This is a genomic window from Aeromonas sp. QDB23 (assembly GCF_027707745.1).
GTDB lineage: Bacteria > Pseudomonadota > Gammaproteobacteria > Enterobacterales > Aeromonadaceae > Aeromonas > Aeromonas allosaccharophila.
The window spans coordinates 1-26,749 of the sequence record NZ_JAPCJA010000058.1; the positions used below are offsets into that span (position 1 = coordinate 1).

General features: G+C 54.2%; 26 protein-coding genes, 1 tRNA gene and 1 pseudogene. 17 read left to right on the plus strand and 11 right to left on the minus strand.

The annotated features are described in order from the left end of the window. The first annotated feature begins 131 nt into the window (after positions 1-131). Both PG888_RS19240 and PG888_RS19245 read left to right on the plus strand, forming a co-directional pair. Positions 132-503: a hypothetical protein gene (locus PG888_RS19240; RefSeq protein ID WP_004099020.1), complete on the plus strand. Its 372-nt coding sequence runs from the start codon at positions 132-134 to the stop codon at positions 501-503. 317 nt (positions 504-820) lie between these two features. Continuing rightward, on the plus strand, positions 821-2,089 hold the full coding sequence (locus PG888_RS19245) for an IS4-like element ISApu1 family transposase (protein ID WP_011191342.1): 1,269 nt from the start codon (positions 821-823) through the stop codon (positions 2,087-2,089). A gap of 29 nt (positions 2,090-2,118) precedes the next feature. On the opposite strand, the gene PG888_RS19250 is transcribed toward PG888_RS19245, so the two are convergent. Together PG888_RS19250 and PG888_RS19255 are read right to left on the minus strand one after the other, a co-directional pair. Next, on the minus strand, positions 2,119-2,805 hold the full coding sequence (locus tag PG888_RS19250) for a pirin family protein (RefSeq protein ID WP_111806280.1): 687 nt from the start codon (positions 2,803-2,805) through the stop codon (positions 2,119-2,121). A 30-nt stretch (positions 2,806-2,835) separates the two neighbouring features. After that, complete coding sequence (locus PG888_RS19255) at positions 2,836-3,168, minus strand: hypothetical protein (protein ID WP_075111836.1); 333 nt, start codon at positions 3,166-3,168, stop codon at positions 2,836-2,838. 258 nt (positions 3,169-3,426) lie between these two features. Here PG888_RS19255 and PG888_RS19260 point away from each other — a divergent pair, with 258 nt between their 5' ends. Both PG888_RS19260 and PG888_RS19265 read left to right on the plus strand, forming a co-directional pair. Next, positions 3,427-4,341 (plus strand): LysR family transcriptional regulator, encoded by a 915-nt coding sequence (locus PG888_RS19260; RefSeq protein ID WP_111806278.1) that lies wholly within the window; start codon positions 3,427-3,429, stop codon positions 4,339-4,341. Between the two features lie 99 nt (positions 4,342-4,440). After that, positions 4,441-4,860, plus strand: a complete 420-nt coding sequence (locus PG888_RS19265) for a hypothetical protein (RefSeq protein ID WP_111806276.1) — start codon at positions 4,441-4,443, stop codon at positions 4,858-4,860. Between the two features lie 94 nt (positions 4,861-4,954). Here the strand turns inward: PG888_RS19265 and PG888_RS19270 are convergent, their stop codons facing one another. After that, complete coding sequence (locus PG888_RS19270; protein WP_182938452.1) at positions 4,955-6,949, minus strand: methyl-accepting chemotaxis protein; 1,995 nt, start codon at positions 6,947-6,949, stop codon at positions 4,955-4,957. A gap of 205 nt (positions 6,950-7,154) precedes the next feature. Beyond that, entirely contained in the window at positions 7,155-7,505 is a 351-nt protein-coding gene (locus PG888_RS19275; protein WP_042657018.1) for a hypothetical protein, read from the minus strand. A gap of 200 nt (positions 7,506-7,705) precedes the next feature. Here PG888_RS19275 and PG888_RS19280 point away from each other — a divergent pair, with 200 nt between their 5' ends. The 3 genes from PG888_RS19280 (at position 7,706) to PG888_RS19290 (ending at position 11,352) form a co-directional block, all read left to right on the plus strand. After that, positions 7,706-8,428 carry a response regulator gene (locus tag PG888_RS19280; RefSeq protein ID WP_075111833.1) on the plus strand — a complete coding sequence of 241 codons (723 nt, stop codon included), beginning with the start codon at positions 7,706-7,708 and terminating at the stop codon, positions 8,426-8,428. A 33-nt stretch (positions 8,429-8,461) separates the two neighbouring features. Continuing rightward, positions 8,462-9,823 carry an ATP-binding protein gene (locus PG888_RS19285; RefSeq protein ID WP_270694104.1) on the plus strand — a complete coding sequence of 454 codons (1,362 nt, stop codon included), beginning with the start codon at positions 8,462-8,464 and terminating at the stop codon, positions 9,821-9,823. 140 nt (positions 9,824-9,963) lie between these two features. After that, entirely contained in the window at positions 9,964-11,352 is a 1,389-nt protein-coding gene (locus tag PG888_RS19290) for a transporter substrate-binding domain-containing diguanylate cyclase (RefSeq protein WP_270694103.1), read from the plus strand. A 67-nt stretch (positions 11,353-11,419) separates the two neighbouring features. On the opposite strand, the gene PG888_RS19295 is transcribed toward PG888_RS19290, so the two are convergent. Next, positions 11,420-13,372: a ligand-gated channel protein gene (locus PG888_RS19295; RefSeq protein WP_270694101.1), complete on the minus strand. Its 1,953-nt coding sequence runs from the start codon at positions 13,370-13,372 to the stop codon at positions 11,420-11,422. A 763-nt stretch (positions 13,373-14,135) separates the two neighbouring features. Between PG888_RS19295 and PG888_RS19300 the strand changes: the two genes are divergently transcribed. Both PG888_RS19300 and PG888_RS19305 read left to right on the plus strand, forming a co-directional pair. Further along, entirely contained in the window at positions 14,136-15,344 is a 1,209-nt protein-coding gene (locus PG888_RS19300; protein ID WP_024945505.1) for a tyrosine-type recombinase/integrase, read from the plus strand. Positions 15,345-15,519: 175 nt separating this feature from the next. Beyond that, complete coding sequence (locus PG888_RS19305; RefSeq protein WP_024945504.1) at positions 15,520-16,296, plus strand: substrate-binding domain-containing protein; 777 nt, start codon at positions 15,520-15,522, stop codon at positions 16,294-16,296. Positions 16,297-16,591: 295 nt separating this feature from the next. On the opposite strand, the gene PG888_RS19310 is transcribed toward PG888_RS19305, so the two are convergent. Beyond that, positions 16,592-17,533 (minus strand): anthrax toxin lethal factor-related metalloendopeptidase, encoded by a 942-nt coding sequence (locus tag PG888_RS19310; protein WP_024945503.1) that lies wholly within the window; start codon positions 17,531-17,533, stop codon positions 16,592-16,594. Positions 17,534-17,555: 22 nt separating this feature from the next. On the opposite strand from PG888_RS19310, the pseudogene PG888_RS19315 reads away from it, so the two are divergent. Continuing rightward, a pseudogene (locus PG888_RS19315) lies at positions 17,556-17,903 on the plus strand (transposase); the annotation flags it as partial. A gap of 38 nt (positions 17,904-17,941) precedes the next feature. On the opposite strand, the gene PG888_RS19320 reads toward PG888_RS19315, so the two are convergent. The 4 genes from PG888_RS19320 to PG888_RS19335 form a co-directional block, all read right to left on the minus strand. Next, complete coding sequence (locus PG888_RS19320) at positions 17,942-18,688, minus strand: lipopolysaccharide kinase InaA family protein (protein ID WP_133295846.1); 747 nt, start codon at positions 18,686-18,688, stop codon at positions 17,942-17,944. 949 nt (positions 18,689-19,637) lie between these two features. Continuing rightward, positions 19,638-19,713, minus strand: a tRNA-Thr gene (locus tag PG888_RS19325). 169 nt (positions 19,714-19,882) lie between these two features. Further along, the gene (locus PG888_RS19330) at positions 19,883-20,284 is read right to left on the minus strand and encodes an H-NS family histone-like protein (RefSeq protein ID WP_024946000.1); all 402 of its coding nucleotides are present in this window, start codon (positions 20,282-20,284) and stop codon (positions 19,883-19,885) included. Between the two features lie 98 nt (positions 20,285-20,382). Further along, positions 20,383-21,456 (minus strand): hypothetical protein, encoded by a 1,074-nt coding sequence (locus PG888_RS19335; protein WP_133295847.1) that lies wholly within the window; start codon positions 21,454-21,456, stop codon positions 20,383-20,385. Between the two features lie 493 nt (positions 21,457-21,949). On the opposite strand from PG888_RS19335, the gene PG888_RS19340 reads away from it, so the two are divergent. Further along, entirely contained in the window at positions 21,950-22,153 is a 204-nt protein-coding gene (locus tag PG888_RS19340; protein ID WP_024946002.1) for a helix-turn-helix transcriptional regulator, read from the plus strand. A gap of 377 nt (positions 22,154-22,530) precedes the next feature. Further along, entirely contained in the window at positions 22,531-23,502 is a 972-nt protein-coding gene (locus PG888_RS19345) for a YagK/YfjJ domain-containing protein (protein ID WP_232105281.1), read from the plus strand. A 142-nt stretch (positions 23,503-23,644) separates the two neighbouring features. On the opposite strand, the gene PG888_RS19350 is transcribed toward PG888_RS19345, so the two are convergent. Further along, positions 23,645-23,989, minus strand: a complete 345-nt coding sequence (locus PG888_RS19350; RefSeq protein ID WP_024946097.1) for a helix-turn-helix domain-containing protein — start codon at positions 23,987-23,989, stop codon at positions 23,645-23,647. A 271-nt stretch (positions 23,990-24,260) separates the two neighbouring features. Between PG888_RS19350 and PG888_RS19355 the strand changes: the two genes are divergently transcribed. From PG888_RS19355 to PG888_RS19375, 5 genes are all read left to right on the plus strand, one after another. After that, the gene (locus PG888_RS19355; protein ID WP_024946096.1) at positions 24,261-24,626 is read left to right on the plus strand and encodes a hypothetical protein; all 366 of its coding nucleotides are present in this window, start codon (positions 24,261-24,263) and stop codon (positions 24,624-24,626) included. A 17-nt stretch (positions 24,627-24,643) separates the two neighbouring features. Further along, positions 24,644-25,330 carry a hypothetical protein gene (locus tag PG888_RS19360; protein WP_024946095.1) on the plus strand — a complete coding sequence of 229 codons (687 nt, stop codon included), beginning with the start codon at positions 24,644-24,646 and terminating at the stop codon, positions 25,328-25,330. A gap of 84 nt (positions 25,331-25,414) precedes the next feature. After that, the gene (locus PG888_RS19365; RefSeq protein WP_024946094.1) at positions 25,415-25,978 is read left to right on the plus strand and encodes a lecithin retinol acyltransferase family protein; all 564 of its coding nucleotides are present in this window, start codon (positions 25,415-25,417) and stop codon (positions 25,976-25,978) included. A gap of 35 nt (positions 25,979-26,013) precedes the next feature. Then, on the plus strand, positions 26,014-26,439 hold the full coding sequence (locus tag PG888_RS19370) for a DUF2787 family protein (protein ID WP_024946093.1): 426 nt from the start codon (positions 26,014-26,016) through the stop codon (positions 26,437-26,439). Between the two features lie 10 nt (positions 26,440-26,449). Next, positions 26,450-26,689: a hypothetical protein gene (locus PG888_RS19375; protein ID WP_024946092.1), complete on the plus strand. Its 240-nt coding sequence runs from the start codon at positions 26,450-26,452 to the stop codon at positions 26,687-26,689. Positions 26,690-26,749 lie beyond the last annotated feature (60 nt).

Below are 26,749 nucleotides of genomic sequence, written 5' to 3' on the forward strand. Positions count from 1 at the left end.
TGCGATTAAATCAGATCACAAAAGAAGCCTTTTTTCTATCTATTTCAATTGGTTGTAGCTAAAGATCCTGTACATGACAGGTCACTGCAGCGGCCAAACTGTTGCCACATCTCAGTTCAGGAGGAAACGCAATGACTCAGGAAAGGATCCAGACCCGCTACCCACTCGGCGGCCCCTTCGCCACCCAGGCTGAGCTGGAGCAGGCCATCACCCAGGCCATAACGACCCACAGACAAGATTTCTTCCCTCTGCTGGAACGGCTGGTGGACGTGGGGGACACCCGGGTCAACCTCAGTCAGGAGAACCCGCTGCGGGTGCTCAGCATCGAACTCGCTGACGGCCGTGAAGGAGTGGCCCATATCAACTACGAGTCCAACTTCGCCGAGAGCTGCCTGATTATCAACGAATACGACCAGCACCAGACCAGCCTGGCCTTTCGCCTCGACGGGGATGCACTTATCTTCGACGTCGAACTGCCGATCGCGTGGAATTTCAATAACTGAAGATTCAGCGGTGTAATGCCGCCTGGTTGCTACACCCGGTCAGCCAGCTCCCCTCACCCTAACCCTCTCCCAAAGGGAGAGGGGATCAGCCCGTGCCAACCTCCAGCCGTGGTAGTCACTCCATACTCTGCTGTTATTTCAGGCGCCTGTAATCTTCCCCATATGGCTGTCATCTGAATAGCAATATCCAGCATATAGCCACCATAACCCTCACTCATGTACAGGATCTTTAGCGGCAACCAATTGAAATAGATATAAAAAAGGCTTCGTTTGTGATCTGATTTTATCGCCAAACAAAATCAACACGCGCGAAGCCTATGACTATTATCAACGCTAATTACTATCTGGAGCAACTCTTGGCTCCCGCCGCACTCGAGCGCATTGCTCGGCTCTGCAAGTTTTGTCTGCGTCAGCGTGCCATTACCCCAGCCATGCTCGTACCTGCACTGCTGCGGGCCATGGGAGGCGACCAGGTCAATGACATTGCCGGTTTACACCGCCATTTCAATGCCTTGCAACTGGTAAACACCCATCAGGTTTCTTACAAACCGTTTCACAATCAGCTGCGCAAAGAGAGCTTTGCCCTGTTTATGAAAGCCCTGGTCGAGCGGGCCATCGCCTTGCGTATCGACCATCAACTCAAAGCAGCCTCCCTCGGCGCGTTCAAGCAGGTGTTACTGCACGATGGCACCTCCTTTGCGGTGCATCGGCGCCTTGCTGCTGATTTTCCCGGCCGGTTCAAGACCATCAGTCCGGCAGCTATCGAGTGCCATATGACCATGTCACTGTCGGAGCAGAGCCCGTTGTGCATGAGTGTGTCTGCCGATACCGCAGGGGAACGGCAATTTCTGCCTGAAGCCCACACGCTGACCAACTGCCTGCTGCTGGCTGACGCAGGTTACATTGACAGGGCTTGGTTTGAGCAGGTGAACGACGCTGGCGGATTTTATCTGGTGCGCGGCACGAAAAGCCTGAACCCCAAGATAATCCAAGCCTGGCGCGGTGATGGACGGGAAGTACCCAAGCTGGCGGGACTATCTCTGAGAGAGGCCGGACGGCGACGCTGTCGGGCCGAGGTACTGGATATGGTGGTGAAGTCCGGCCAGGTCGAGTACCGGTTGATCCGGCGCTGGTTTGCTGAGGAAAAGCGGTTCTGTCTGTGGATGACGAACCTACCGCGAGCAGCATGGTCAGCAGAGCAGGTGATGAGCCTGTATCGCTGCCGTTGGCAGGTGGAGTTGTTATTTAAAGAGTGGAAATCGCACAACCGGCTCAAGGGGTTTGTGACGGGCGAGAAAGCGATTGCCGAGGGGTTGGTGTGGACGAGCCTGCTGTCGCTGGTGATGAAGAGACGGGTCGCGCAGAGTGTGATGAGTGGGGCGCTATCGATGCTGAAAGCGTCGAAGAACAGTGCGACGTGGTGGCTACCGCTATTGGAAGCAGTGGCCCATAGGGCGCTGACAGAAATAAGGGAAAGATTGGAATGGGCTGCCGATTATTTGGCCAAGAACGCCTGCCGAACCAAGCAGAGAAAGTCGATACAGAACAGGACCTTGGAAGGCGTTTTAAATGGACTCGCCGCTTAAGGTCCTGTACATGTATCGCCACTGACCAATCAGGGCAGGTCAAACAACAGGGCTTGAGTGGCACTGGTTGCGACCAACTCCCACCGGTATTCATCACGACTGAGTACCCCGTCGCCGGGTCGGGCAGCCAGACCGTTGGCGGCAAGCGTACCTGAAATCATCTGCAGGTAACCGTGTCGGCCAGCCAGTGCCCATTCGAGCGTCTCGCCCGGGGCCAGTTCCAGCCGCCATACGCGGGCCTGTTGGCGGATCCGCAGCGATCCATCCTCGCCATCCGGTGACGCCACCAGCGTCATGCCCGGTCTGGACTCGATCTTCTTCTGCTGATACCCGGGTGGCGTGCCGAACTCGTTCGGCTCGATCCAGATCTGCAACAGGGAGAGAGGATCCGTCTGCGAGGGGTTGTACTCGCTGTGGCGGATCCCGCTGCCTGCGCTCATCAGCTGGAAATCCCCTGCCGGGATCTGCTCGGCGTGGCCGAGGCTGTCCTTGTGCTCTATGGTGCCTTGCAGCACGCAAGTGAGGATCTCCATATTGGCGTGAGGGTGGGTGGCGAATCCGCCACCCGGCGCAACCAGATCCTGATTGATCACCCGCAGCACCGAGTGTCCCATCCACTCCGGGTCATAGTAGTGACCGAAGGAGAAACTGTGGCGCGCGTCCAGCCAGCCAAAGTTGGCCTTGCCCCGCGCTTCTGCGGCTCTCAATTGCATCATGGTCTGCTCCTCATCTATCCGGGGTTCGACTTAGCGGGGGTTGCCACCACCGATGCCGAACGGAATACGGTATTCGCTGCTCTGGCCAGCCAGGCTAACGGTCAGGTTGCCCTGGGTACGGCTCGGGATCAGCACCTGCTGGGTGCCAGTCAGGTTGGCGTGGACTGATGCCAGCAGATCGCCAGACTCATCACGCACTTCCAGCATCGGATTGGCTTTGCCATCCATTGCGGCGGTGGCATTCCAGTTCACAAACAGCACGCCGGGCATGGCGTTGAAGTCAGCCGGTACGGAAGCGTTGGCGAAACCTGTGGTCATCAGGCCTGCAACGGCCAGCATCTTGATTACGTTTTTCATGTTCATTCAGTCTCTTGTTTTATATGTCATTGCCAAGGCCTTTTCGGCCAGAATCAATGCATCCATGCAAGAGGTTATTCAAATAGTGTGTTGTTCTTTCACCGACATCAGACAGACCGATTGGGTGTGTCACAGTGCGGAACTTCCCGCATATTTGGCCGCTCGACGTTCCTGCCTAAGCGTTGATTGAATATTAAAGACACTTGGCCTAACTTGTTAGCGAGATAAACTGGCAAACATGTTCAAAAAAATTGAAGGTATGAAATGGCCAAGGAATCGAACAAGGAACGGGCGCTGACCCTGGAAGCAATCCGGGTGCTGGACGCCATCGACCGCCGTGGCAGCTTCGCGGCGGCGGCCGACGAGCTGGGCAAGGTGCCCTCGGCATTGAGCTATACGGTGCAGAAACTGGAGGACGAGCTGGATGCCATGCTGTTTGACCGCAGCGGCCACCGCACCAAGTTCACCCCGGCGGGCCGCATGCTGCTGGAACGCGGCCGGGTGCTGCTGGAGGCGGCCGAACATCTGGTGGGCGAGACCCGGGCGCTGGCCCGCGGCTGGGAGACCGACATCACCATCGCCGTCGATGCGCTGGTCCCGGTGCAGGCCCTCTACCCCTTGGTGGAGAAGCTGGCCGAGCAGACCGATACCCGACTGCGGCTGCGGGCCGAGGTGCTGGCGGGCAGCTGGGAGTGTCTGGAAGATGGCCGCGCCGACCTGCTTATCTCCTCGATCAACCCCGATATCATGATGACCGGCATTAAGCATCAGGTGCTCAAGGAAGAGGTAATGCTCTACGTCGCCCATCCAGATCACCCGCTGCATCAGGAGCCGGAGCCGCTGGCAGACGAAACCCTGCGTCGCTACCGCGCCATCGCGGTAGCAGATTCAGCCCTGCGCAAACCGGTGCTCACCTATCGCCTGCTGGACAAGCAGCCGCGCCTCACCGTCAGCACCATGGCGGAAAAACGCGATGCCCTGCTGGCAGGGATCGGCGTCGGCACCATGCCGCAAAGCTGGATTGAGGAGGACATCCGGGCCGGACGGCTCAAGGTGATCAGCCCCGAATATCGCCATCAGTTGCAGGTGGTGCTGGCCTGGCGGCGAGACACCATGGGCAAGGCCAAGAGCTGGCTGGTGCGGGAGATCCCAAAACTGTTTGCGGTCGGTGAAAAATGAGATCCAGTTAACAGAAATGTTAATTGTGCGCCTCGCTTGACACCCAATATCTTTGCTGATTTCATAGCCGCCTCATTGACCCCATGGAAGCTGTAGAAAATGAAAAAGACTTTGCTGGTAGCCCTCACCACCCTGCCCCTGTTTGCCAATGCTGGCCTGATGGACTCTCTGACCGACAGCGTCACCAGCAGCGTAAAAGATGCGGCCAATACCGCCGTATCCGGTGCCGTGGACAGCGCATCCAACGAAGCCATCAAACAGGCACTGGATATCAAGGAAGGTGGCTCCAACAAGCAGGCTATCAAAGAGAAGCTGGGCGCACCGGCCTCCACCAAGACCGAATCCGGCCTGGAAATCTGGACCTATGATCTGGATGCCCTGAACAAAGCCTCTCCGCTGCTGGCAGAAACCACCAAGACCCTGCTGAAAGATACCGATGCGACCAAGAAGAACGTGGTTATCAAGTTCGAAGGCGAAACCGTCAAGAAAGTAGACCTGACCGACAAGGCTCAGGGCTAAGTTCGATCGTCCGATGGACAAGGGCGACACGCCCACACCGGCGCAGATAGCAAGAGGGGGAGCATCAGGCTCCCCCTCTTTCATTATCGGTTTGTTACACCTTGAAGCGATGCACCAGTGCCACCAGCTGGCGATTGGACTCCAGCAGGGTGGCCGAACTCTGTTCGGTATTCTGGCCGTTATCCACCAGCAGATTGACCATGTCACGGATAGTGACCATGTTGCGGTTGATCTCTTCGGTCACCCGGCTCTGCTCCTCTGCCGCAGTCGCAATCTGGGTGCCCAGATCGTTGATCTGCACCACCGCATCCGCCATCTTGTCGAGCCCGCCGGTCACCTGCTCGGTATTCTCGGTCGCCGCCTGACAGCTCTGCTTGGTGTGCTCCATGGCCACCACGGCCTCCGCCACCCCCTGCGTCAACCGGGAGAGCATGCTCCCCACCTCGGCGGTGCTATTCTGGGTTCTCGCCGCCAGCGCTCGCACCTCATCGGCCACCACGGCAAAACCACGCCCCTGCTCACCGGCCCGCGCCGCCTCGATGGCCGCGTTGAGTGCCAACAGGTTGGTCTGGGCGGCAATATCGCCGATCACGCTGAGCACACTGCTGATCTTGCGGGCATCTTCCTGCATCCCCAATACCTTGGTCGCGGCAAGATCGACTTCATCGATCAGCGCCGCCACACTGGCAGAGGCCTGACCCACCACCTTGCGGGACTGAATCGCCTGACCATTGGCCGACTCGGTAAAGCTGGCAGAATCGCTCGCGTGGTGTGCCACGCTATCGGCAGTGGAGCTGAGCTCGGTCAGGGCTGTCACTATCTGATCGGTCTCGGCGGCATGCTCACCGAGAATGCGTCTGGCCTGTCCCGTCTGCTGGTCCAGTTGGGCCAATTCACGGGTAATCAGCTCTGTGGTCTCGGTCACCTGCAACATCATCTGTTGCAGATAGGCGATAAAGCGATTCACCGATTGGGCTATATGGTCCAGCTCATCGTGCCCCTTGACCCGGATCCGGGCTGTCAGGTCAGCATCCCCGGCCGAGAGCGCATCGATGTTCTGCTTGAGGGTGTCGAGTCGACTGCCCAGCTGCTTGATGGCCATCAACATCAGTGCAAACAGCAGCACCACCAGCGGTAGCTGGATCGCTGCCAGCGTCTTGAGCACCTCCTGACTGTCGTGGGTCAGGGTGCTGGTCGGCAGCGCCGCCGCCAACAACCAGGGGGTTCCTTCGATGGGTTGCATCAGCAATGTCTGCTCTTCACCCAGATCCTGAAAAGTGGTCCGCTGCAACGCGGCGCCATTACCCGGCCCCAGCAGGCTGGCGATGGCGCTGGCAAAGGGATAGTCCCCGTGAGATGAGAGGTTGCCCAGCACCACATCCCCGCTCAAACGACCATTCTTGCTGAGGATCTTGCCGTCGGCCTCGACGATCATCACCTGACCACCGATCTCCTGCTCTTTTTTGGCGACCAGATCATTGAAGAAACCCAGCGTCACATCGATGGTCGACACCCCGTAGAGGGAACCGTCACGATAGATCCCCATGGCGCAGTTGGTTCGTGGCTGTTGGCTGGCACCATCCTTGTAAGCCGCCGCCCAGACACACATGCCTTTCGCCGCCTGCTGCCCGGCTCTGTGCCAGGGCTGCTCGAAATAGTTGGGCGCCTCGGCCGAGTTCCAGTAGGTGTTGGGGATCAGCTTGTTGGCACCATCCCGATGAAAGAAGGTACTGAACTTGATGCGACCGGCTTCCCGCTGATCCGGCATAGGCCAGATGCCGCCACCAAACACCATGGCATTGCCATATTGATCGATCAGAGCTGGGAGAACGGCATCGATTTGTTCGCTCGGCAGCTGGGCAACCAGCTGGGTGATACTGCGTGACTGGCTCTGCACCCCGTTGAGCTGATCGCGAATGTCGGTCGCAATCTCGCTGACTCGCAGCACCAGATTCTGCTCACCCGCCCGTTGCAGCTCGGGTTTGACCCATAACTGGATACCGATAACGGTCAGCACACAGACCGCCACCATGAATCCCAGAAAAACGGCGGTATATCGCCCCTTGATTGTCCCCAGATCCCAACCCATACCCTCTCCTGTTGACGGCCACTGCTAACTGCAGCTTGTTATAAGAGCGGGCATTATCTTGCAATTCGCTCATGGCGCGTTTGCCATCGCTCACATAAGCGACAGCAAGATAACGATTCGAGCAAAAATGGATCGATGGGATCACAAAAAGGGCGGCCTCGGCCACCCTTCGGTTTGTCACTGTCATGTGCAACAGCAGACGCTGTTACTGGTTCGCTTCGGCGAACTGCTTCATCGCTTCGGCGTGCTTGGTCATGCCGGCGGCACGCTCGTTGAGGTTCTTGATGAACTCCGCCTTCTTGGCCGGATCTTCAATGCGGTCATAACGTTGCTGCAGGTTGGCCTGGATCTGCTCCGGGGTCATGTTCTGCAGACGGGCCATCTTGTCGTGGCGGCCACCGTGGTGTTTGCCACCCATCATGCCACCGCCATCCATCGGGCAGTCCACCATGGCACCGGGCTGGCCGGTGGGGGCAGCTTCACTGGCGGCATAGGCGCCCAACGGCAGGCCAAGGATCAGGGTGGCGGTCAGCAGGGTTTTGGTCAGCTTTTTCATGGTCTATCTCCTGTAGGGATGATTCTGGTTCGGCGCTCTTGCCTTGCCCTCAAGTAAACACCCGTCCAGTGTCTGAACTTTGCCAGCATCACCCTTTTTTGTAGCAGAGTGTGGCATCGTGCGGATCTGGCACACTTTGACACAAACCGCCGGGCGGATTTTCGTATACTCGTGCCAACGCCAAGCAGGGGGAGGTATTCATGAACCAGGGCAACACCCACATTCTGGTGGTCGATGACCACAGCGAGATCCGCGATCTCTTGAAACGCTTTCTGGAACAGCACGGCCTGCGGGTCAGCTGCGCCCGAGATGGCAAGGAGATGAAGCGACTGCTGGAGGAGCGGGAGTTCGACCTGCTGGTGCTGGATCTGATGATGCCGGGTGAAGATGGCCTGACCCTCTGCCGCGAACTGCGGGTCAAATCGAACCTGCCCATCATCATGCTGACCGCCATGGGGGAAGAGACCGACCGCATCATCGGGCTGGAGATGGGGGCCGATGACTATCTGGCCAAGCCTTTCAACCCGCGCGAGCTGCTGGCGCGCATCAAGGCAGTGATGCGCCGCACCCAGGCCGAGACCCAGCCCGCCGCCGAGACCCTGACCCGGGATCTGCGCTTCGATCGCTGGCTGCTCGACGTCAATCGTCGGGAGCTGGTCGATGAGGATGGGGTGGGCTTAAGCCTCTCCACCGCCGAGTTCGATCTGCTCAAGGTGTTTCTCGAACGCCCGCAGCGGGTGCTGAGCCGGGATCAACTGCTGGATCTGGCCCGTGGCCGCGAGGCGGTAGCCTTCGATCGCGCCATCGATACCCTGGTGAGCCGCCTGCGCCGCAAGCTGGAGCGGGATCCCAAGAATCCGGAGCTGATCAAGACCATCTGGGGTGGCGGCTATATGTTCTCCGCCGACGTGGCGCAGGTTTAAGCAGTGGGCACCTTGCGACGACTGTGGGCACGGATGTGGCCCAAGGGGCTGACCGGCCAGATCATTCTAGTGGCGCTGGCAGGGTTGATCCTGATCCAGCTGCTCAGCATCCAGATCTACCGCACGGATCGGGAAGAGGCGCTCGGCTTCGTCAACAGCCGCAACGCCATGCAGCGGATCATCTCGGTGGTCAGGCTGCTCTCCCTCTCCCCCCCGTCCCTCTATGACGAGATCCTCAAGGCGAGCCGCAGCGAGACCCTGCTGCTGCGCCTCTCCGACGAGCCGCTGCAACCGGACAACCGCAGCCCCCGCTTCGAGCAACTGGTGCGCTCGCGCCTCAACTATCCCCCCGGCCTCACCATCGAGATCAGCGCCGAGCTGAAAGAGGATACCCAGCGCAGCAAGGCATGGGAGCATCACGCCCGCATGATGCGGGATCGCAAGGGTCCGCCCCCGCCACGGGATATGCGGCTCTACGGCTCCATCGAACTGCCGCAGGGGAGCTGGCTGCAGTTCAGCTCGCTGGTCGACAAGGAGGCGGGCAGCTGGTCGTGGCAGACCACCCTCAACCTGATGCTGGTCGCCAGTCTGGTGATCGGGCTGATGGTGCTGCTGTTTCGCCGTGCCACCCGCCCGCTACAGCAGCTGGCAGGCAACGCCGAGCGGCTGGGACGCGGCGAGGATATCGAACCACTACAGGAGGTGGGGCCGACCGAGATCCGTGAGTCGATTCAGGCCTTTAACCGGATGCACACCCGGCTCGACCGCTTCGTGCAGGACAGAACCCGGATGCTGGCGGCCATCTCCCACGATCTGCGCACCCCCATCACCAGCCTGCGGCTGCGCACCGAGTTTCTGGCCGATGGCGAGGACAAGGAGCGCATCCAGCAGACCCTGCAACAGATGGAGCAGATGCTGGCGGCAACCCTCAGCTTTGCCCGCGAGGAGGGGCAGCAGGAGGCTACCCGCGAGCTGGATCTGGTCAGCCTGCTGGTCAGCCTGTGCGATGACTATGCCGATACCGGCCAGCCGGTCACCTGTCTGGCGGAGGGCAAAGAGGTCTACGCCTGCCGGGCCAACACCCTGCGCCGGGTGCTGCAGAACCTGATCGGCAACGCCATCAAATATGCCGGCAGCGCCCAAGTGTCGTTGGAACGCTGCAAGGAAGAGCTGTTGATCCGGGTCTGCGACAACGGGCCGGGGATCGATCCGGCGCGGCTGGAGGATGTATTCAAACCCTTCGTGCGGCTGGACGAGGCGCGCAACACCGAGTCGGGCAGCGTCGGGCTGGGGCTCTCCATCGCACGCACTCTGGTCCATCAACACGGCGGCGAGCTCACCCTGCTCAATCGACCACAAGGGGGACTGGAGGCGCGGATCAGCCTGCCGCTGTAAGTAGTCACTCTATCCGCCAGCCTTGTCATGGCGCCTTTTGCATCATGCAAACTTCATCATGTGAACGCTTGTTCTTCAATGAGAAAGGCGGTGATAATCGGTGACCACGGGACGGTATACGGCAACGGATTGGAGCAAGGATGGCCTCTTCCAGGATAGGAGTCATAGTCTGTATCGGATGGGGGCTCCTGCTGCTCGCTCTTGCCCTGCCTGCCTGGGCCAAAGCCCCGGAGGAGCCGATCATCATTACCAACTCCAAAGCCTGGCAGCCCTTCTCCTATATCAATGAGTCGGGCCAACCGGATGGCTTGCTGATCGATTTGTGGCGTGAATATGCCCGGGTGACCGGCCAGAAGATCGAGTTCAGGCTGGTCGACTGGCAGGGCTCCCTCGACTTGCTCCATGAGGGGAAGGCGGACGTTCACGCCGGACTGCTCTGGTCACCGGAGCGGGACAAGCTGTTCGACTATGGTCAGCCCCTCGCCCAGCTAGACTCCCAGCTCTTCTTCTCAAGCGAACTGCGCGGCACCGATGTGCACTACTACCTGCTCCATGAAACGGTCGGGGTGGTGGCCGGTGGCTACGAGGAGTATTACGCCAGACGCTACTTCCCCGGCACCAGACTGCAGACCTTCGATGACAATGACACCCTGCTGGCGGCGGCCTTTCGGGGCGACATAAAAGCCTTTATCGCCGATCTGCAGGTCGCCAACTTCTACATCTATACCTCGGAAGATCCCACCCGCTTTATTCCGGTTCGCCACCTCTATACCGACCAGATCCGCTTTGCGGTGAAAAAGGGCGACCTTGCCCTGTTAAACCGGCTGGAAGAGGGCTTCGCCAAGCTCAAAGAGAGCGATCGGGAGCGGATCATCCGCAAGTGGATGCATGTCGAGACCGTCTATCCCATCCACCTCGGTCCCTGGCTGCTGCTGGCCGGGGTGTTGACCATGGTGGCCTACATAGTGCAACTGCGCCGCGCCGTTGCCAGCCGCACCGCCGAGCTGAGCCGTGCCAACGCCAGACTGGAGAAGCAGGCCGGTACCGACCCCCTGACCGGCCTGCTCAACCGACGGGCATTCATGCCCGCCATGGAGCAACGGCTGGCAAGCGGCACGCCCTGTGCTCTGTTGCTGTTCGATGTGGATCACTTCAAGGAAACCAATGACCGCTTTGGTCATGGCATCGGGGATCTGTTGCTGGAAAAGCTGGCCACTACGGTAACGAACCTGTTGCCCGAAGGCGCTCTACTGGCCCGCATCGGCGGCGAGGAGTTTTGCCTGCTGCTGTCGCTGACGACGCTGGCAGAGACAGAGCAGTGGGCCGAGCGCATTTGCCTGGAGAGCAACCGGCAAACTCTGCACACCAGCGGCGGGGAGGTGACCCTCTCCATCAGCACCGGGGCCGTCTGGGTAGACGCAAAGAGAGAGGCTGATGCAGACCAGCTACTGCGACAAGCTGACGCCCTCATGTATCAGGCCAAGGGACTGGGGCGTAATACCTGGCAAGCCGCCCCCTATCAGGCATAGCCCCCTGACGGACGCGCAATAAAAACGGCCGCCATCCGAAGAGGGCGGCCGCATGACAGGCTCCCTATCAGAAGTTGTAGGTCACACCCAGGTTGTAGCGGCGACCGTCCAGCACAGTGCCATAGCTGCTGTAATCCACCGTCTTGTCGAACAGGTTGTAGACGCCAGCGGTCAGATCCAGATGCTTGTTGGCCTTGTAGACCAGACCCATGTCAAAGAAGGTGTAGGACGGGGTTCCCTCCGCCATCTTGACCCGGCTCAGGTACTCCGAGGTCTCGCCACGGAAGTTGACCCGTGACCAGAGGCTGAGATCCTCGGTGGTCTGCCAGTCTACGCTGCCGTTGAACATGTGGCGGGGCATCTGGTTGAGGGCATGACCTGCCAGCGGGCCACTCTTCTGCTCGGACTGGGTAAAGGTGTAGCTGGAGCTGACCGACCAATCCTCGTTGATGGCCCAATCCATCATCCCCTCGACCCCGCGCATGTTCGCCTTGTCGACGTTGACCCGGTCACTGATGAAGTCATAGCTGTGACCATTGAGCGTACAGGCAGGCTGCTGCTTGTCAGTACAGCGACGCACTTCGGAGATCTTGTTCTTGAAGTCGGTGTTGAACAGGGTAACCCCGGCGTTGAAGCCCTGATGACCGTTCCACAACAGGCCGATCTCTTCACTCACACTGGTCTCGGGTTTGAGATCCGGGTTGCCGACCAGCATGCCATCGAGGCTGCCACCACCAGTGACCTGACCCCAGTTGGCCGCTGACATCCGCAAGTCAGGAGAGCGGTAACCGGTCGAGACGCCCCCTTTCAGGGTCCAATTCTCATCCAGATGCCAGACGCCATAGAGGCGCGGGCTCCAGTGAGTGCCGTAGTTCTGATCCCGATCCATGCGGGCGCCACCGGTCAGGGCAAAGCTGTCGGTGAGTGACCACTCATCTTCAACAAACATCGCCCAGCTCCAGCGGGTCAGCTGCTCGGCAGGGTTGTCTACTTTCAGGGTATTGCCCTGATCGTGCAGATCCTCATAGCGATACTGACCACCGACACTCAGGTAGTGAGCACCCAGAATGAACTGGGTATGGGTATCGGCGATGGTGTTGGTGAGCTCCATCTTGCGGCCGGGGTTGGTGTTGGTCTCCTGCTGCAGATAGCTGCTGGACGAGCCGAAATCATACTGACCATCATGGGTCAGCGCATAGTTGGTGCGCTCGTAGCGGTTAAGACTATCTTTCGCCTTGGCATCCAGTGAATTGCCGGCCGTACGATCCCGATCCTGCAGACTGCGACTGGCCTCCAGATCGAAGCGGTTATGGTCGTCAGGCTTGAAGCTGAGTACGGCGGTGCCACTGCGGGTCTCCTGCTCGGCAAAGCCCTGGGTAAATTTGTCTTCGCCACGATGCGCCAGCTGACCATTGAAACGCAGCCCCAACACGCCATCAATCAGTGAACCTGCGGTATAGGCATCGGTCTGGAAGCTGTTACCGGCATCCTTGTTCTCCTGGAAAGTAGAATCAGCATGAACCGACCCCTGCCAGGCCAGACCGGTGGTCTTGCGGGTAATCACGTTAATCACGCCGCCCATGGCATCGGAACCATAACGGGATGACATGGGGCCACGCACGACTTCAATCCGCTCAATCGCCTGCAATGGCGGCAACCAGCCCTGCTCAATCCCCGGACCGTCGCTATTGGGGCGAGTGCCACGGCTATCCACCTTCTTGCCATCAACCAGCATCAGAGTGTATTTCGAACCCATACCACGAATGCTGATATCACTGCTGCTGCCACCGCCAGTCACCACGACACCGGGTACATCCTTCAGGGCATCGGTCACATCGCGATATGCGCGCTTCTCCAGCTGCTCACGGGTAATCACGGAGATGGAGGCGGCAGAGTCTTCAATCTTCTGCTGGAATCCGGAAGCGGTGACGACCATCACCTCTTGTTCGGCAGCATGGGCTTGGGTCGCAAGAAGGGAGCAGATCAGCAAGGCAAGCTTGCTCGGTTTCACTGTTGTCATGTTTTGGCCTGAACGTTTTTAGTAGGAAAGTGGCGTATTCCCTTACTTCACTCGTTACAACGCCCTGGCATCCGGCCAGGAGCAGCATTAGCAAAGGCTCATTTGAAAAGCACTTTATTAATCGGTTCGCATTGTAACGACCTCGTCCAGATCATTCAAACAATAATCATTATCATTTGTCGGTGTGCGATTTTTTCTGCGGAACAGACCTATATAACTGGCCTCTCTTGATAAGAGACTGTTTTAACGGAATAAATCCATAACCAACAAGGGGAGTACACAAACAAGCGGGAGCGATGACGTACCGTTACCAGATGGTCTGATTTAATCATCAAGCTCTATCAGCTCGCTGCGAAACAATATGGTCAACATGGGATGTGCTGCGATACAGAGGTGAAAACCGTGGCAAGAACGCCAACAGTGGAAGGTATTGCCATCGTGGCGGGATGCGTCAGCTCAAAAACAGGCTCAAAACACCAAAGCCCGGTCGTGGGGCCGGGCTCTGGTGTGCAAAAATGAGACTCAATGGGCAAAAAAACGCGTATAGCAAAAAGGCCTTCCCATTTGGGAAGGCCTTTCAAATTAGTGGCGGAGCGGACGACCGCTCTAAATCAGTCCGGCACACTCCAGAAACATCCATAAAACCAATCAAAATCACAAGCTTACATTAAATATTTGTACATCACCGTCCAATTACACCTAACCACAGCCAGTGCAAAGTGGCATACTGCATGGCACACCATGCTTTTATCAAGGATCTGTTATGGCACTCCTCTCTGATGCGAAAGCGCGTAGCATCAAACCCGACGATAAGCCGATACCACATGGAGGGATCACCGGTCTCACTCTGCATCCATCCACCACAAAAGGGCGTGGGAAATGGGTATTTCGCTATGTCAGCCCTGTTACCGGCAAGCGCCGTAATGCTGGGCTCGGTATCTACCCTGAAATCTCGATTGCCGAGGCGGGCAACCAGGCTCGCCTGATGCGTGAGCAACTGGCCAGGGGACTAGACCCCTTGGAGATAAAGAAAGAAGAAGCAAGTAAGCCTGCGATACCCACTGTGGAAATCGCTGCTCGTCAGGTGCACGAGCAGTTGTTACCCGGCTGGCGTAACCCCAAGCATGGGAAGCAATGGATCTCGACCCTGGAGCAATATGCCTTCCCGATCATCGGTCGGCAGCCCATCAACGCCATCACCCCGGCACATATCGCCAGTGTACTACAACCTATCTGGCTGGAAATCCCGGAAACAGCCACCCGCGTGAAGCAGAGACTTCATGCTGTGATGGCCTGGGCATGGGCTCATGGCTTCTGCCAAGCAAACCCTGTCGATGTCGTGGATAAGCTTCTGCCATTACAACCCAGTAAAGCAATTCGCACTCAGCACCAACCTGCGATGGATTGGCGAATACTGCCAGCGTTCTATCAACAGTACTTGGCCAATGCAGAGCGCTTCGATGTCAGTCGTGCCTTGCTCTCATTCGTGATCCTGACCGCTTGCCGCTCTGGTGAGGCGAGAAGTATGCGATGGAATGAGCTCGACCTTGATGCCGGGATCTGGACTATTCCAGCTGACAGGATGAAGACGCAAGTCGTGCACCGCATTCCGTTATCTCTTCAAGCTATGGCTGTATTGGAGAAAGTGCAGGGGCTTCATGGTGAATGGGTCTTCCCTTCCCCACGTAAACAAGTACCACTCACCGATATGGCTATGACTACCTTGCTCAGAAGAGTCGAGGCTCCCAGCACGACGCCTGGACGCTTGGCTACTGCTCATGGCTTTCGCTCAACGTTTCGGGACTGGTGCAGTGAAAAGGGCTACCCCAGGGACTTGGCTGAGCGAGCGCTCGCGCATCTCATCCAGAACAAGGTAGAAGCCGCCTACCACCGTACTGACTTACTGGATCAGCGCCGTCCAATGATGGATACCTGGGCTGAATTTGTATCCGGCAATTCACCAACTGAATAGGAAGGAAGCGGCCATCTGGCCGCTTCCTTCTATGTTATTTTTTTAGCTTTTTCTTAGCAGTTGATGACGTATTGCCAAACCACAAGGGACAGAAAAATTCATTCCCCCTGAAATTAATCCTAGATTAATCCGGTCTTGTTATCCTTGAGCATTCACAACAATACAAGGAAAAAAAATGAAACTGACCGTCAACCCCTTGGTAGCAGCAATCCTGTTCAGCCTGCCGAGTTTTTCTGTGTTAGCCGATGTGAATCTGTATGGCCCTGGTGGTCCGCATACTGCACTGATTAAGGTTGCCGAAGCGTTTCAAGCAGAGACTGGCGTTAAAGTGAATGTGCGCTTTGGCCCTCAGGCAAGCTGGAATGACCAAGCAAAAGAAAATGCCGATATCCTGTTCGGTGCCTCAGAGCAATCTGCTCTGGCGATTGCTACTGAGCACGCAGACAACTTTGATATTCATAGCATCACGCCTCTCTACTTACGTCCGGCAATCATTCTGGTCAAAAAGGGGAACCCTAAAAATATCCAAGGTTTAGCTGATCTAGCAAAACCAGGAGTAGGTATTGTTGTTCCGGATGGTGCTGGTGTCAGCAATACATCAGGTACCGGTGTTTGGGAAGATATGATTGGCCGTACCGGGGATATCAATCTCGTCGCTAACTTCAGAAAAAATATAGTACTGTTCACTCCTAATAGCGGCGGGGCTCGAAAGGCTTTCTTGGAAGACCCAAAGGTTGATGCCTGGGTTACTTGGGCTGATTGGGCCAAGAGCAACCCTGATTTTGGTGATGTCGTAGAAATTGAGAAAAGCTTGGTCGTTTACCGAGATGTCAATATCGCATTGAAGCGAACGCCAAGTGAAGATAGCCTGAAATTTGCTAATTATCTGAAGGGTGATACATCAAAAAATATTTTTCAGCAACTTGGCTGGTCTGACAAGATGATATTCTAATAAACAAAAATATCTAACGTATAAAAAATGGGGGCAACTAATTATTTAAAGGATATGCTCACCCTAACAATAACAAAGTATCATTAAGTAAGAAGGAAGCGGCCAGATGGCCGCTTCCTTCTTAGATATTTTATAACGTGTCAGTTTGTCGATTAAAGCACAATCGTAGCCTAATCGTCTTTTGGGGAAGGACAATAATACCATTAATGATATTATGAAGAAAGACACCGACTCGGGGCCGGCGTCAGATAATCAGATAACTATAAAAAGATTTATTATATCATAGCCATTATATTCACTTATCTTTCAACTTCTTCATTAAATAATTTCCGATATAAGATGAAATATAAGGCCAGTCATAACTAGTTACCCTCCCATTATTCTCAAAATACTTTGCAAACCCTTCAGCAAACGATTCCTCAAGAGCATTTTCATAGTTGTTTTCAGGCTGCAAATAATACTGTTCAGTAATTTTCCCTGACTGATAGTCATTATACCAATTTCGATAAAATTCAGGATCCTTACTTAGCTTTCGTCCATCTAGTCGTTGCCCCACCAATTTATCTAGGGTATGGGCAAACTCATGAATGACAAGATTCGATGAACCATGATTACCTTTTGGAATAGTCCACTCACCTTTATTATTTTTGGTTAATGCTATGACAAGCTCATTCTCACCATCCGGAGAGCCTGCACCGGGTATGCTATCCCATGTAACTCCATCTGGGTGACCCCTCACTGGCACACCCTTTAAATGGGTCCAATAGGTAGTGACATTATCATTGGTAACAATAACTCTCCCCACCGAATTCAAATTCCAGTTGGTACTAAGAATTATAGGATCGAGCTTTGCCAGTTCCTTGCCTACCAGATATTTTGCCTCACTGATTGGTACAGTAGACTTGGTATTCACATCAACCATACCCATGCCACTTGAAAGCCGCTTCAATGTACCTGCATCCATCACTGCTTTAGCCCATTGCAACTGTTCCAAGGTCAGTTCTGCATCCACTTTAAAGGCTGGATTAAGATCTTCAAGATAACGAATGAAGTCATCTCTATAGTAAGTACCACCACTTTGTCTAGCCATTTCAATCTTCAGCTCGAAGATAGTATCAATATCATCCGGGAACTCCATCTCTTCAAGTAAGGCATATATATCGCATCCTCTGACATAAGAGGCCACTCCTAAAAGAAGTAGAATAAATATTTTTGATAGTATCAAACTCTTTTTCATACACCAATCCTAATGATATGTAGCCTCACGAGTCAAACGGGCGCTGGAGCAGGTGATCACGTGGCGAGGTAAGCCCGCCATTATCCGATGTGACAATGGCCCGGAATACATCAGCGAAGAGCTCAAGCGATGGGCGAAACAGGAGGGGATAACCCTGGGCTATATCCAGCCAGGAAATCCGCAGCAGAATGCCTACATCGAACGGTTTAACCGCACGGTGCGCTACGACTGGCTGGGCCATTACCTGTTTGAGTCACTGAATGAACTACAGGAGTTTGCCACGAACTGGCTGTGGGTTTATAACCATGAGCGGCCCAATATGGCGCTGGGTGGCTACACGCCGAAACAGCGTCTGGCACAGGCCGCATGACCTCTACTTTTGAATGCCCCTAAAAATGGGGGGATTACCTATGGAAGTGACTGGGGGGCGTTCGCCAGGCTGCGTAACTGGACCAGCAGATAATCCCTATAGAACTGCCCGAACAGTTTACCAGGCTCGAGGGATGAGAGTATGACTTGGCGTCGCCGTTCCAGATTGCTAGGCAGGCGGCGCACATGGGTGTCTATCCAGACGATGTGGCCGCAAGGAGAGATCATCATGTTACCCAAATGAAGATCTCGGTGGTAGTAGCCATGCCTTGCCAGGTGGTCGATATCCTGGGCGAGCCTGTGCAGCAGGGACAGCCGACCGGCCTCGTCGCTCCGCTGAAAGTAGTCTTCACCAGAGTGATGATCTGTCAGGTAGCGCACTGCGAGAAAAGAAGCGCGGGGATTAAGCGGATTAAGCGCAATGCCCGCAGCCTTGCAGGGAACAACCCGTAGGCCAGCCTTGTGCAGACGCCGATTACTTTGTAACTCCCGAAAAGCGTCAATATGGCCGATCAGCCGCTTGTTGAGCAAGTCTCGACACAACCAGCCAAGAGTCCAGCGGGGGTACTTGTCGGGTACTATCTTGCACAACGTATTGCTGGCAGGATGCAACCAGAACTGGCTGCTGGCGATGTGCTCCAGCTGACGGGTCAGTTCGGTTTGCTGCAATGACCAGTGAGCCAGCCCGAGTTGGTCGTGTAATAGTAGGTAGTAGTATTTCTTGCCGTGCAAGTTGAGTGTAGTCAGCATCATAGGATTAAGTAGGAGATGATGAGTGATCTGCACCAGTCTGCAGTCCCATCGCTGACTGAAACTTAATAGGCAATAAAAAACGTCTGGAGGAGTGAATAACGAGAGTTGGACACCTAACGAATAGGAGCTTTCGTTTCTATGGGAAAGCAGAAAACGCGATTGACTTTAAACATCCGGTTATTCTTCATTAGAACAATGGTCATGACGAGGCGAGCCTGTAAGCCTGTAAGCCTGTAAGCCTGTAAGCCTGTAAGCCTGTAAGCCTGTAAGCCTGTAAATCCAATTGTGTAGCCTCCTCCCACGAATAAATAAGTAACTTTTTCAAAAGCAACATTCGTGGGTAAGCGGATCGGTCAAGACAAGCTCAAAGCACTGGTCGCTGAGCGGGTCAAAGACATCAAGTCCGAACAGTCTCCAGGCCCTCACCCAACAGCTGATCACGCTCGTCGTCGAGACTGCACTCCGTGCCGAAATGGATCATCTGAGTATTCTGGTGAAATTGAACATTGATTCATGATCGACCGGAATATGCACAATGGACTATGACGAGATGCCAAATACGGCCGGCGCGGCGCGTGCACTGATTGTTAGCGGCTGTTCGTGCAACCAATGTGCTACTTGTAAGTAACGTGGCAAGGGAGGCTTTGGATTGGTAGACATGTCATTCCGTCATTACGCTGGGTGATGGGTAGGCACGTTGGATTACCCATTGAACGATTAGTTCAGAGAATGGCAACAAACATCCAGGCTAGCAACTTGTCAGCAAGGCTTGGGCTTCGTCGCGTATCGCACAATATCGCTGCGTGAGGAGGGAGCGCTTTTCAACTCGCCAACCGCCATGTTTCGCTAGCCAGCGCCTGGGGCGACGTGGGTCCCAACTATCAATGGCTTCACGTAATCGCGCATCCAAATCGGTACGTTCTGCGTCTAAGTCTTTTATGGCGGGCATCAGGATCTGCTATGAGAAATTCGGTGGTGATCGTGGTGCTGGCTACCGGAATCGAACTGGTGACCTACTGATTACAAGTCAGTTGCTCTACCTACTGAGCTAAGCCAGCATCATGCGCATGCTAAAGGATGTTTTGAATCATGTCATTAGAGCTGACCTCAGTCATGCGACAGAACATTACCGAGTATTCCTGGTTCGTAGCGACGAGGGCTGTCATTGATTGGGTCACTGAGCGTGTAAACAGAAAGGCCACACCGTGAGGGCATGGCCTTGTCTATTTAGATAAGGAAGTCATCCAGCTGACGACCTTGCTCGAGTTGCTCAGCCAGGAACTTGGGGGTTCGGCCCTGACCGGTCCAGGTTTTCTCTACGCCATTTTCAACGTAACGGTATTTCGGGGGCCGAGGTGCTCGTTTGGTTTTAGTCGCAGTCGCTGCTGCTGGGGCACTGCCTACCAACTCAGTCGGGTCAATACCAGCCTGAGCCAACATCGCTTGGAACTCAGCCAGCTTTTGCTGACGTTCTGCATTGGCGGCTTGCTCTTTCTCTGCGTGCTCCAGACGCTCCAGATAAATCGCTTCAATTTTCTCGTGGGCTTCTTGTATTTGCTCCAGAGACAACTCACGCAGTGCAGCCCGCAGGCTGCGGATGTTCAACAGCACTTTCAGAAATTCACTCATTATAATCACCTATCTATAAATATCGAAAACGAGGATGTAATATCATCTTTAGCATTATTTATCAAATTCTGTACGGGCAATAGGGAAAGGTACTTTGGTTAGTTAGCGTAATGCTGCTGATATGCCTTTTCGATCATCTCTTCTACCACTTGATAGATCTTGCGGTTTGAATCCCTTGCTATCTGTTTAAGCATGTCTTTATGCTCATCAGATAGCGGAATGCTCATAGACTTACGATTGTTTGAATTTATTCTATGTTTCTGCACTGCACCGCTTTTGCTCAATGATGCCATTAACAGTGCCTGATCTTTGGCGGAGAGCATATCGTAGAGCGTGATCAATGCATTTTTCTCTTTTTCTTCATTTTTAGAGTTTGATAAATCAACCCATGCTGGGGTATCGAAACTCAAAAATCTCTTTAACGTATAGGTCCACGCCCAGCCAGCCATATTATCATTTTTATTTAACCAATCAGCCATTTTTGATTTGTTTTTAATTTTATTCCATGCATATACAAGCGCCTCCATTTCGTCTTCTTTTCTTTCTCTAGATACATCCCACAAATCAAAGAACCGAATAATACACTCTTTTTTTGCATGACTACCGTCTACTAACGTAGGTAGCCCTAGACTCTCATAGAGATTTGATTTTAAACCAAAGAGGTTAACCGTAGGTAGTCGCCCCCTATCCTTTTCATCAAACTCTTCATACTCATTGGTAATGGTAAGCGATTGTTTATATTCTAATGTTCCACGGCGTTCATCAGACATTCTTAAGTATGTCCAGATGAAGTCACACTGTCGTTGATTATCGGATGATATCCACTCAAAGGCGTCTGACGTTAAATTGCAGCAGTCAAAAATATCCTTCATCAAGTATTTTATTTTAAAAGGGTCTTCGAAGCTAACGTCTCTTGCCTTTATATTCATATCTCTTAGCTTGTCAAACAAGATATCCCTTTCTACTCGTTCGCTAAGAACATCTAATATGAATGCATCAAGTTTTTTAGCAGCAACATCAATTGCAGGCATCGATACATCTCTGTTTCGCCGCCCTCGCCACCCAGCATCATCAGCGAAAAGATCATAAAGAAACATAATTTCTCTTTCTTCTTTTTTCGTATTCCACGTCACTTCAGCCATCTCAACCTCACCACCATCGATATCTACCACGCCCTCGGGAGACACAAGCAAGCATACCTCTAAGGAGTCCCATCCATGCTTGTGCCGGTAGCAAAAGACTCTGCACCAAACCAAGCGAGATGAACATTACCATGTAGATTTTAAGATGTAAACGGTCGATTTCCGATGGCTTTTGAGTTGAAATATTGGCTTTTTTCTGTTGAACTTTGGTTGATTATGTGCATGCGGGAGTTGGTGAATTATGTCCCCGCCCCCCCCCCCATAGGGGTCCCTCTCACCTCCTCGATGAGGGTCTGGATAACCTGCTCGGGGGCAGCCTGGCCCCTCCTCACTACCTTCACCAGATGATCCATCCCAGAGCAGAACGCCTACGGAGATATAAAACCGCAGCTCTTTGGGCGTTGTATATAGCTATATCTGCAAGTCTCTCGTTGATTATACCTCGAGCCTGAGTAGAGCTGTTTTTTTTCACTGGCCCGCTCTTCTGATGAAACAACCCACTACATCATCAGGAGTACACACCATGAGTAATTCCATCAAAGTCCTGCGCATCAAAGACCTCACTAACAAGATTGGCATGGCCAGGTCTACTATCTATGACTGGCTTAATCCCAAGTCTCCTCGTTATGACGAGGCCTTCCCCAAACCCTTCAAAATAGGTCAGTCCTCTAATGGTTGGTTTGAGCACGATGTTGATAGCTGGCTTATTCGTCGAAGCCAGTCTTGAATGAACTTTTTTCATCCCTAGTGAGCTCCATAACTTCCAGCGTTATAAATCATACCTTGATAGGCTCATGGGTTAGGGAAATAGCCATTCCTTCTTATATATGTTTTTTGGTATTTTCGTAGGTGAGGCAGGCGTATACCGTTTAGGTATATTTATTATTTAACATTACTTCCATTAAATTAAACATCACTTCTATTCAATACTATTCCTACGCTATGTACAGCCACCCCATATACAACCAATAACCATTACCACTATCGCGTACCATTACACCACCCCCATGTGGTGGGGTAGCCAATACCACTCCACCAATCGTCCCTATATACGCGTGTGTCTATCACACAGCGTAGGGTTACTCCTGCCTCAGCGAGGTCATCATGTTTAACTCAATCAGACTATTAGATATCCTATCCATAACAGACCTGCTCCAAAATACAACGCTTCCTATTGTCAGGGCTGTTGATTCAGCCCCAGGTAAGTCACGCATCACTTGCATTGACCGTAGGCTATCAACCAAACTCTTTAATGTATTGGATACCGTGTGTGATTATTTTTATTGTCATGAGGAGGTATCGTCAGCGCATCCAACGGTAGCGCTATTCCTAACGCATATGCGAGAGGTGTTTGGATTGCACCTCATCCATGAGAGATATCTCGATAGTGATGAAGGCAATGAATTAGCTAGGGATATCAATAAGACGCTGTATGCGTTTCTCAGAGAGTGTAATAGTCAGACGCACCGTAAGCGCCTCAAGAATCTTGAACGCGTTGAGAGCCGCAATCAGCTCAGTATAGCGACGTATGTTAATAGCCTATTCGACCAGCATGCCAAACTATTAGTCATCCGATTGGATATCGGATATCGCGAAGCCTATTACGACCAGTTAACGTTAGACCTCGTGACGAATGACCGGAATAGTTACCTTCGTCGAGTACAGAACAAATATCCTGCGTTGGTAGGCTATATCTGGAAACTGGAGTTCGGTGTTGATAGACGTTTCCATACCCACATTACGTTCATTTTTAATGGTGCTGTACACCAACAAGATATCTCGCTGGGTATTGCGCTGGGAGAGGTATGGGAAGATATGTCCGACAATAACGGGAGCTATTTCAACTGCCAAATCAGGCGGGAAGAATATCAACGACGGGGAACTGATGGGGTGGGGATGGTGCACTACAGCGATACAACCAAGCGCATAAACCTGATTAATGCGCTGAGTTATCTGACCAAGCTGGATACGCAAATATTGGCGATATTACCAGCCGGTCGTCGTACCTTCGGGCGTATGGAGACACCATCGTCCCAACCTCGCCTTGGCAGACCTCGGTTTGCTCTGTCGGTCTGATTGAAAAGGAACTCAGATAGATATTATCAAGGGAGAGTAAACACATATCGCTGTGAAGCTGCTTGGGAGCGCCATTGCGGCCTCCCAGGTTATTGACCCTGGCATCGGGTGTCAGCCAGTCACAGATGCGCACTGTGAGCCATTAAGGCGCCAGTCGGGCCACCAGCTTATCTACCACCTCCAGCACCAGTTCTCTATCGGCAGCCTTGAGCTTGGCCAACTGCTGGCTGAGCACAATGCCTTGTTCGGTGGGGCGGTTGCTGGTCTCACGCAGGAAGTCTGCAAGCTCACAGCCAAACAGCTGAGCCAACTCTGCGAGCCGCACGACGGTCGGCACCACGAGACCTCGCTCCATTCGGGAGACGGCTTCCATCCCTATCTTTAAGTGCTCAGCCACTTGCTCCTGAGTCAGCCCCGCCTGCTGGCGTTGGCGTCCAATCGCTTTGCCCACGCTCTTGGCCAGCGCTTCAGAGTTGATGTTTTCCATAAGTCCTCCAGTCAACCCTTATAGTTGACTATGGACTTTTATTGACATTAAGGACCCTTTGCGATGAGGATCACCCCATTAGATCTAATTCATTGAAATAGTCACCCCAACATCGAAAGGAGTTCGACACGACCTAACCTCAACCCATCCCCTTGGTGGCATTTGGCTATCAGCCTGCACCACCATTAACCCATTACGTTTACACCCGTTAGCCCGACAGGCTCGCCTCGTCGGTCAGGCATCCCTTTGCCATTTTTATTAAGGAGAGATCATGAATCGCACACTGCTTTATCCCTTGCTGCTGGCCTGTGGCCTATCACTGAGTGCCTGCAATGCAGAGTCTGCCGATGGCCCAGAATTCACTCTGGAAGTGGAGTACACCGCTATTGGGCGGCCTCAGATAGTCGTCACCTCGCTCAACGATCAAGTCACCATTCAAAAAGTGCTGATCAATGGCGGCAAGAGTAAATGCCGGGTGATGCTGCGCAGTGACTTGATGGGGTCGGTGGGAGGAACCTATTTCCCACTCAAGCTCAATTACACCGAAAGCTGGCGGCTGGTCATGACCGAGCCGTGCCGATTGAGGGAGGTCACCCTCTTCACCAATCTGGGCGATGCCTCTTACACCATTGAATAAGTCGTCTGGAGAGTGACATGACAGAAAAGATCAAACTGGCACTGTGGTGCACATGGTTAATGTTGCTTGCCTTACCGGCCTGGGCTGCGCCTGAATTCACGGTGCCAACGGTCACTAAACGGGTACCGGCCAACGTTGAAGGCACCCTCAATTTCGCCAGCATGCAGTTTTGGATAGAGACCTCGAAAGGGGAACGCATCATGCTGATGCCGCTGGATGAAGATGAGCCAAGGCTCATACCCAGGGTCAGCCAGCCGGTTGCCCTGAACGGTTTTATGCTCACCTATTCAGATGGCAGTCGTTACTTCGAGCCCTCCTTTGCACCTGCGTCAGCTGCATCAAGTACCACATCATTTACCATCGTGAAAAATGGTGATGACAACATCGAGCTCCGGTATGGGGATGAGGTGCTGCTGCGCACCGATGAATATGACGCCATCACGCTCACGCACCGATTGCCGCTGGCCAACGGGCAGGCGGTCTTGTTTGAGCTGCACAGTGGCGGTGTGGCATGCCCGGTGCTCTACCAGTTGGCTGTCGCCCAGACGGGGGCGCTGACCATGCTTTCACAACCCTTTGGTACCTGCAGCGATGAAGGCAAGCTGACCCCCGAACCCAACGGTTTCATCCTCGACCTGCCCGGCAATCCTCGTCAGCGCTGGGTATGGGATACCAACAGCTTGACGCTGCGCAAGCAGTCCTGACCACCAGCCACCACACATTCACCACCTTCAGGGCACCTTCGGGTGCCCTCTGTTTTATGCCGCATGTTATTTAAGGAACGGTTCATGCCATTACCACAATCAGGGGACCACCTCGTTTCCCCCCGCACCGGTTACCAGCACCACGGTCTCTATCTGGGGGACCATCTGGTCATCCACTACCAGGGGGTCAGTGCCGGAACACAGTCCGGTCAGATAGCTATCACCACGCTTGCCGAGTTTAGCCAAGGGAGGGGCTATCGCATCCAGCACCATAGCGCACGAGCTTTCAATCGGGAGGAGAGTATCGACCGCGCTTACTCCCGTCTTGGGGAGGCGCACTACAGCACGCTCTTTAACAACTGCGAGCACTTCGTGCTCTGGTGCATCGAGGGCTTTCACTACAGCAAGCAGATTAATCAGCTGATTGCCACGGGGTGTATCGCACATCAGGCACTTCGCAGCGTGGCACATCAGCCGACCCTAGCAGCCCTGCCAGGCAGGGCCACCAGCACGGTACTGAACCCGTCAGCAACGACCGTGGTGACCGCGGCAGTCGGGGCGTTGCTGGGGAGCTCGGTCACCTCGCTGGCGGCGCCCTTGGCCGCCACCTACAGCCTCTACCGCGCCTGGCGCTGGTTCAGGGATTAACGCGTCTCACATTCGATACGAAAGGACACACCATGATGACCATGCCATTTCAGTTGGCAGGGATGGCCCTGCCGATTTCACCCGAATTACCTGACTTGCTGCGCAGCGTCGTGCGGGCACAACAGCTCGACCTCACCGACCTCTCGACCCTGACCTTCAACTTTCGCAGCCCCGGCTACAGCGCTGAAACGGGTGGCGTCCATCCGGTAGAACTGCGGCTTATTCGGGGATTGCACGGCTGGGTCTTCGATTACATCACCGACTTCAGTTACCAGGGGCTAGGCCAGGATGCCGAGCTCTGCAAGGAGCTCGACTTCAACCTCTCCTGTGACGAGCACTATCTGCTGGGCTGGGGACCACTGCCCGACGAGGAAGCGCGGGAGCTGTTCGCCCTATGGCAGCGCAATTTCATTAGCTACGCCCAGTTAGGATATTTCACTGTCACGGTCAGCGGGGAGTAGGAGGTGTGTGATGACTAACGAACTGCCGCTCTCCCACACCTCGCGCCTGTGGCTGGGGCTGGTCGCAGGCAAGGCCAAGATACAACCGAGCCACAGTGGCCAGTGCTGGTTACTACACCTCACTCCTGATAACCCCCATGCCCGCACCGTGACGCTGCATCTGTGCTGGTCTGGCGTGCAGTGGCAACTGATCTCCCTCACCAATGCCGAGGATTGGCACACCATGAGCCAGACTAGATTGGCCCCTTGAAGATCCAGACACTTCGCCCCTCTTAACTTAAGAGGTAGTCTTGGAGCTATGTTCAGTACT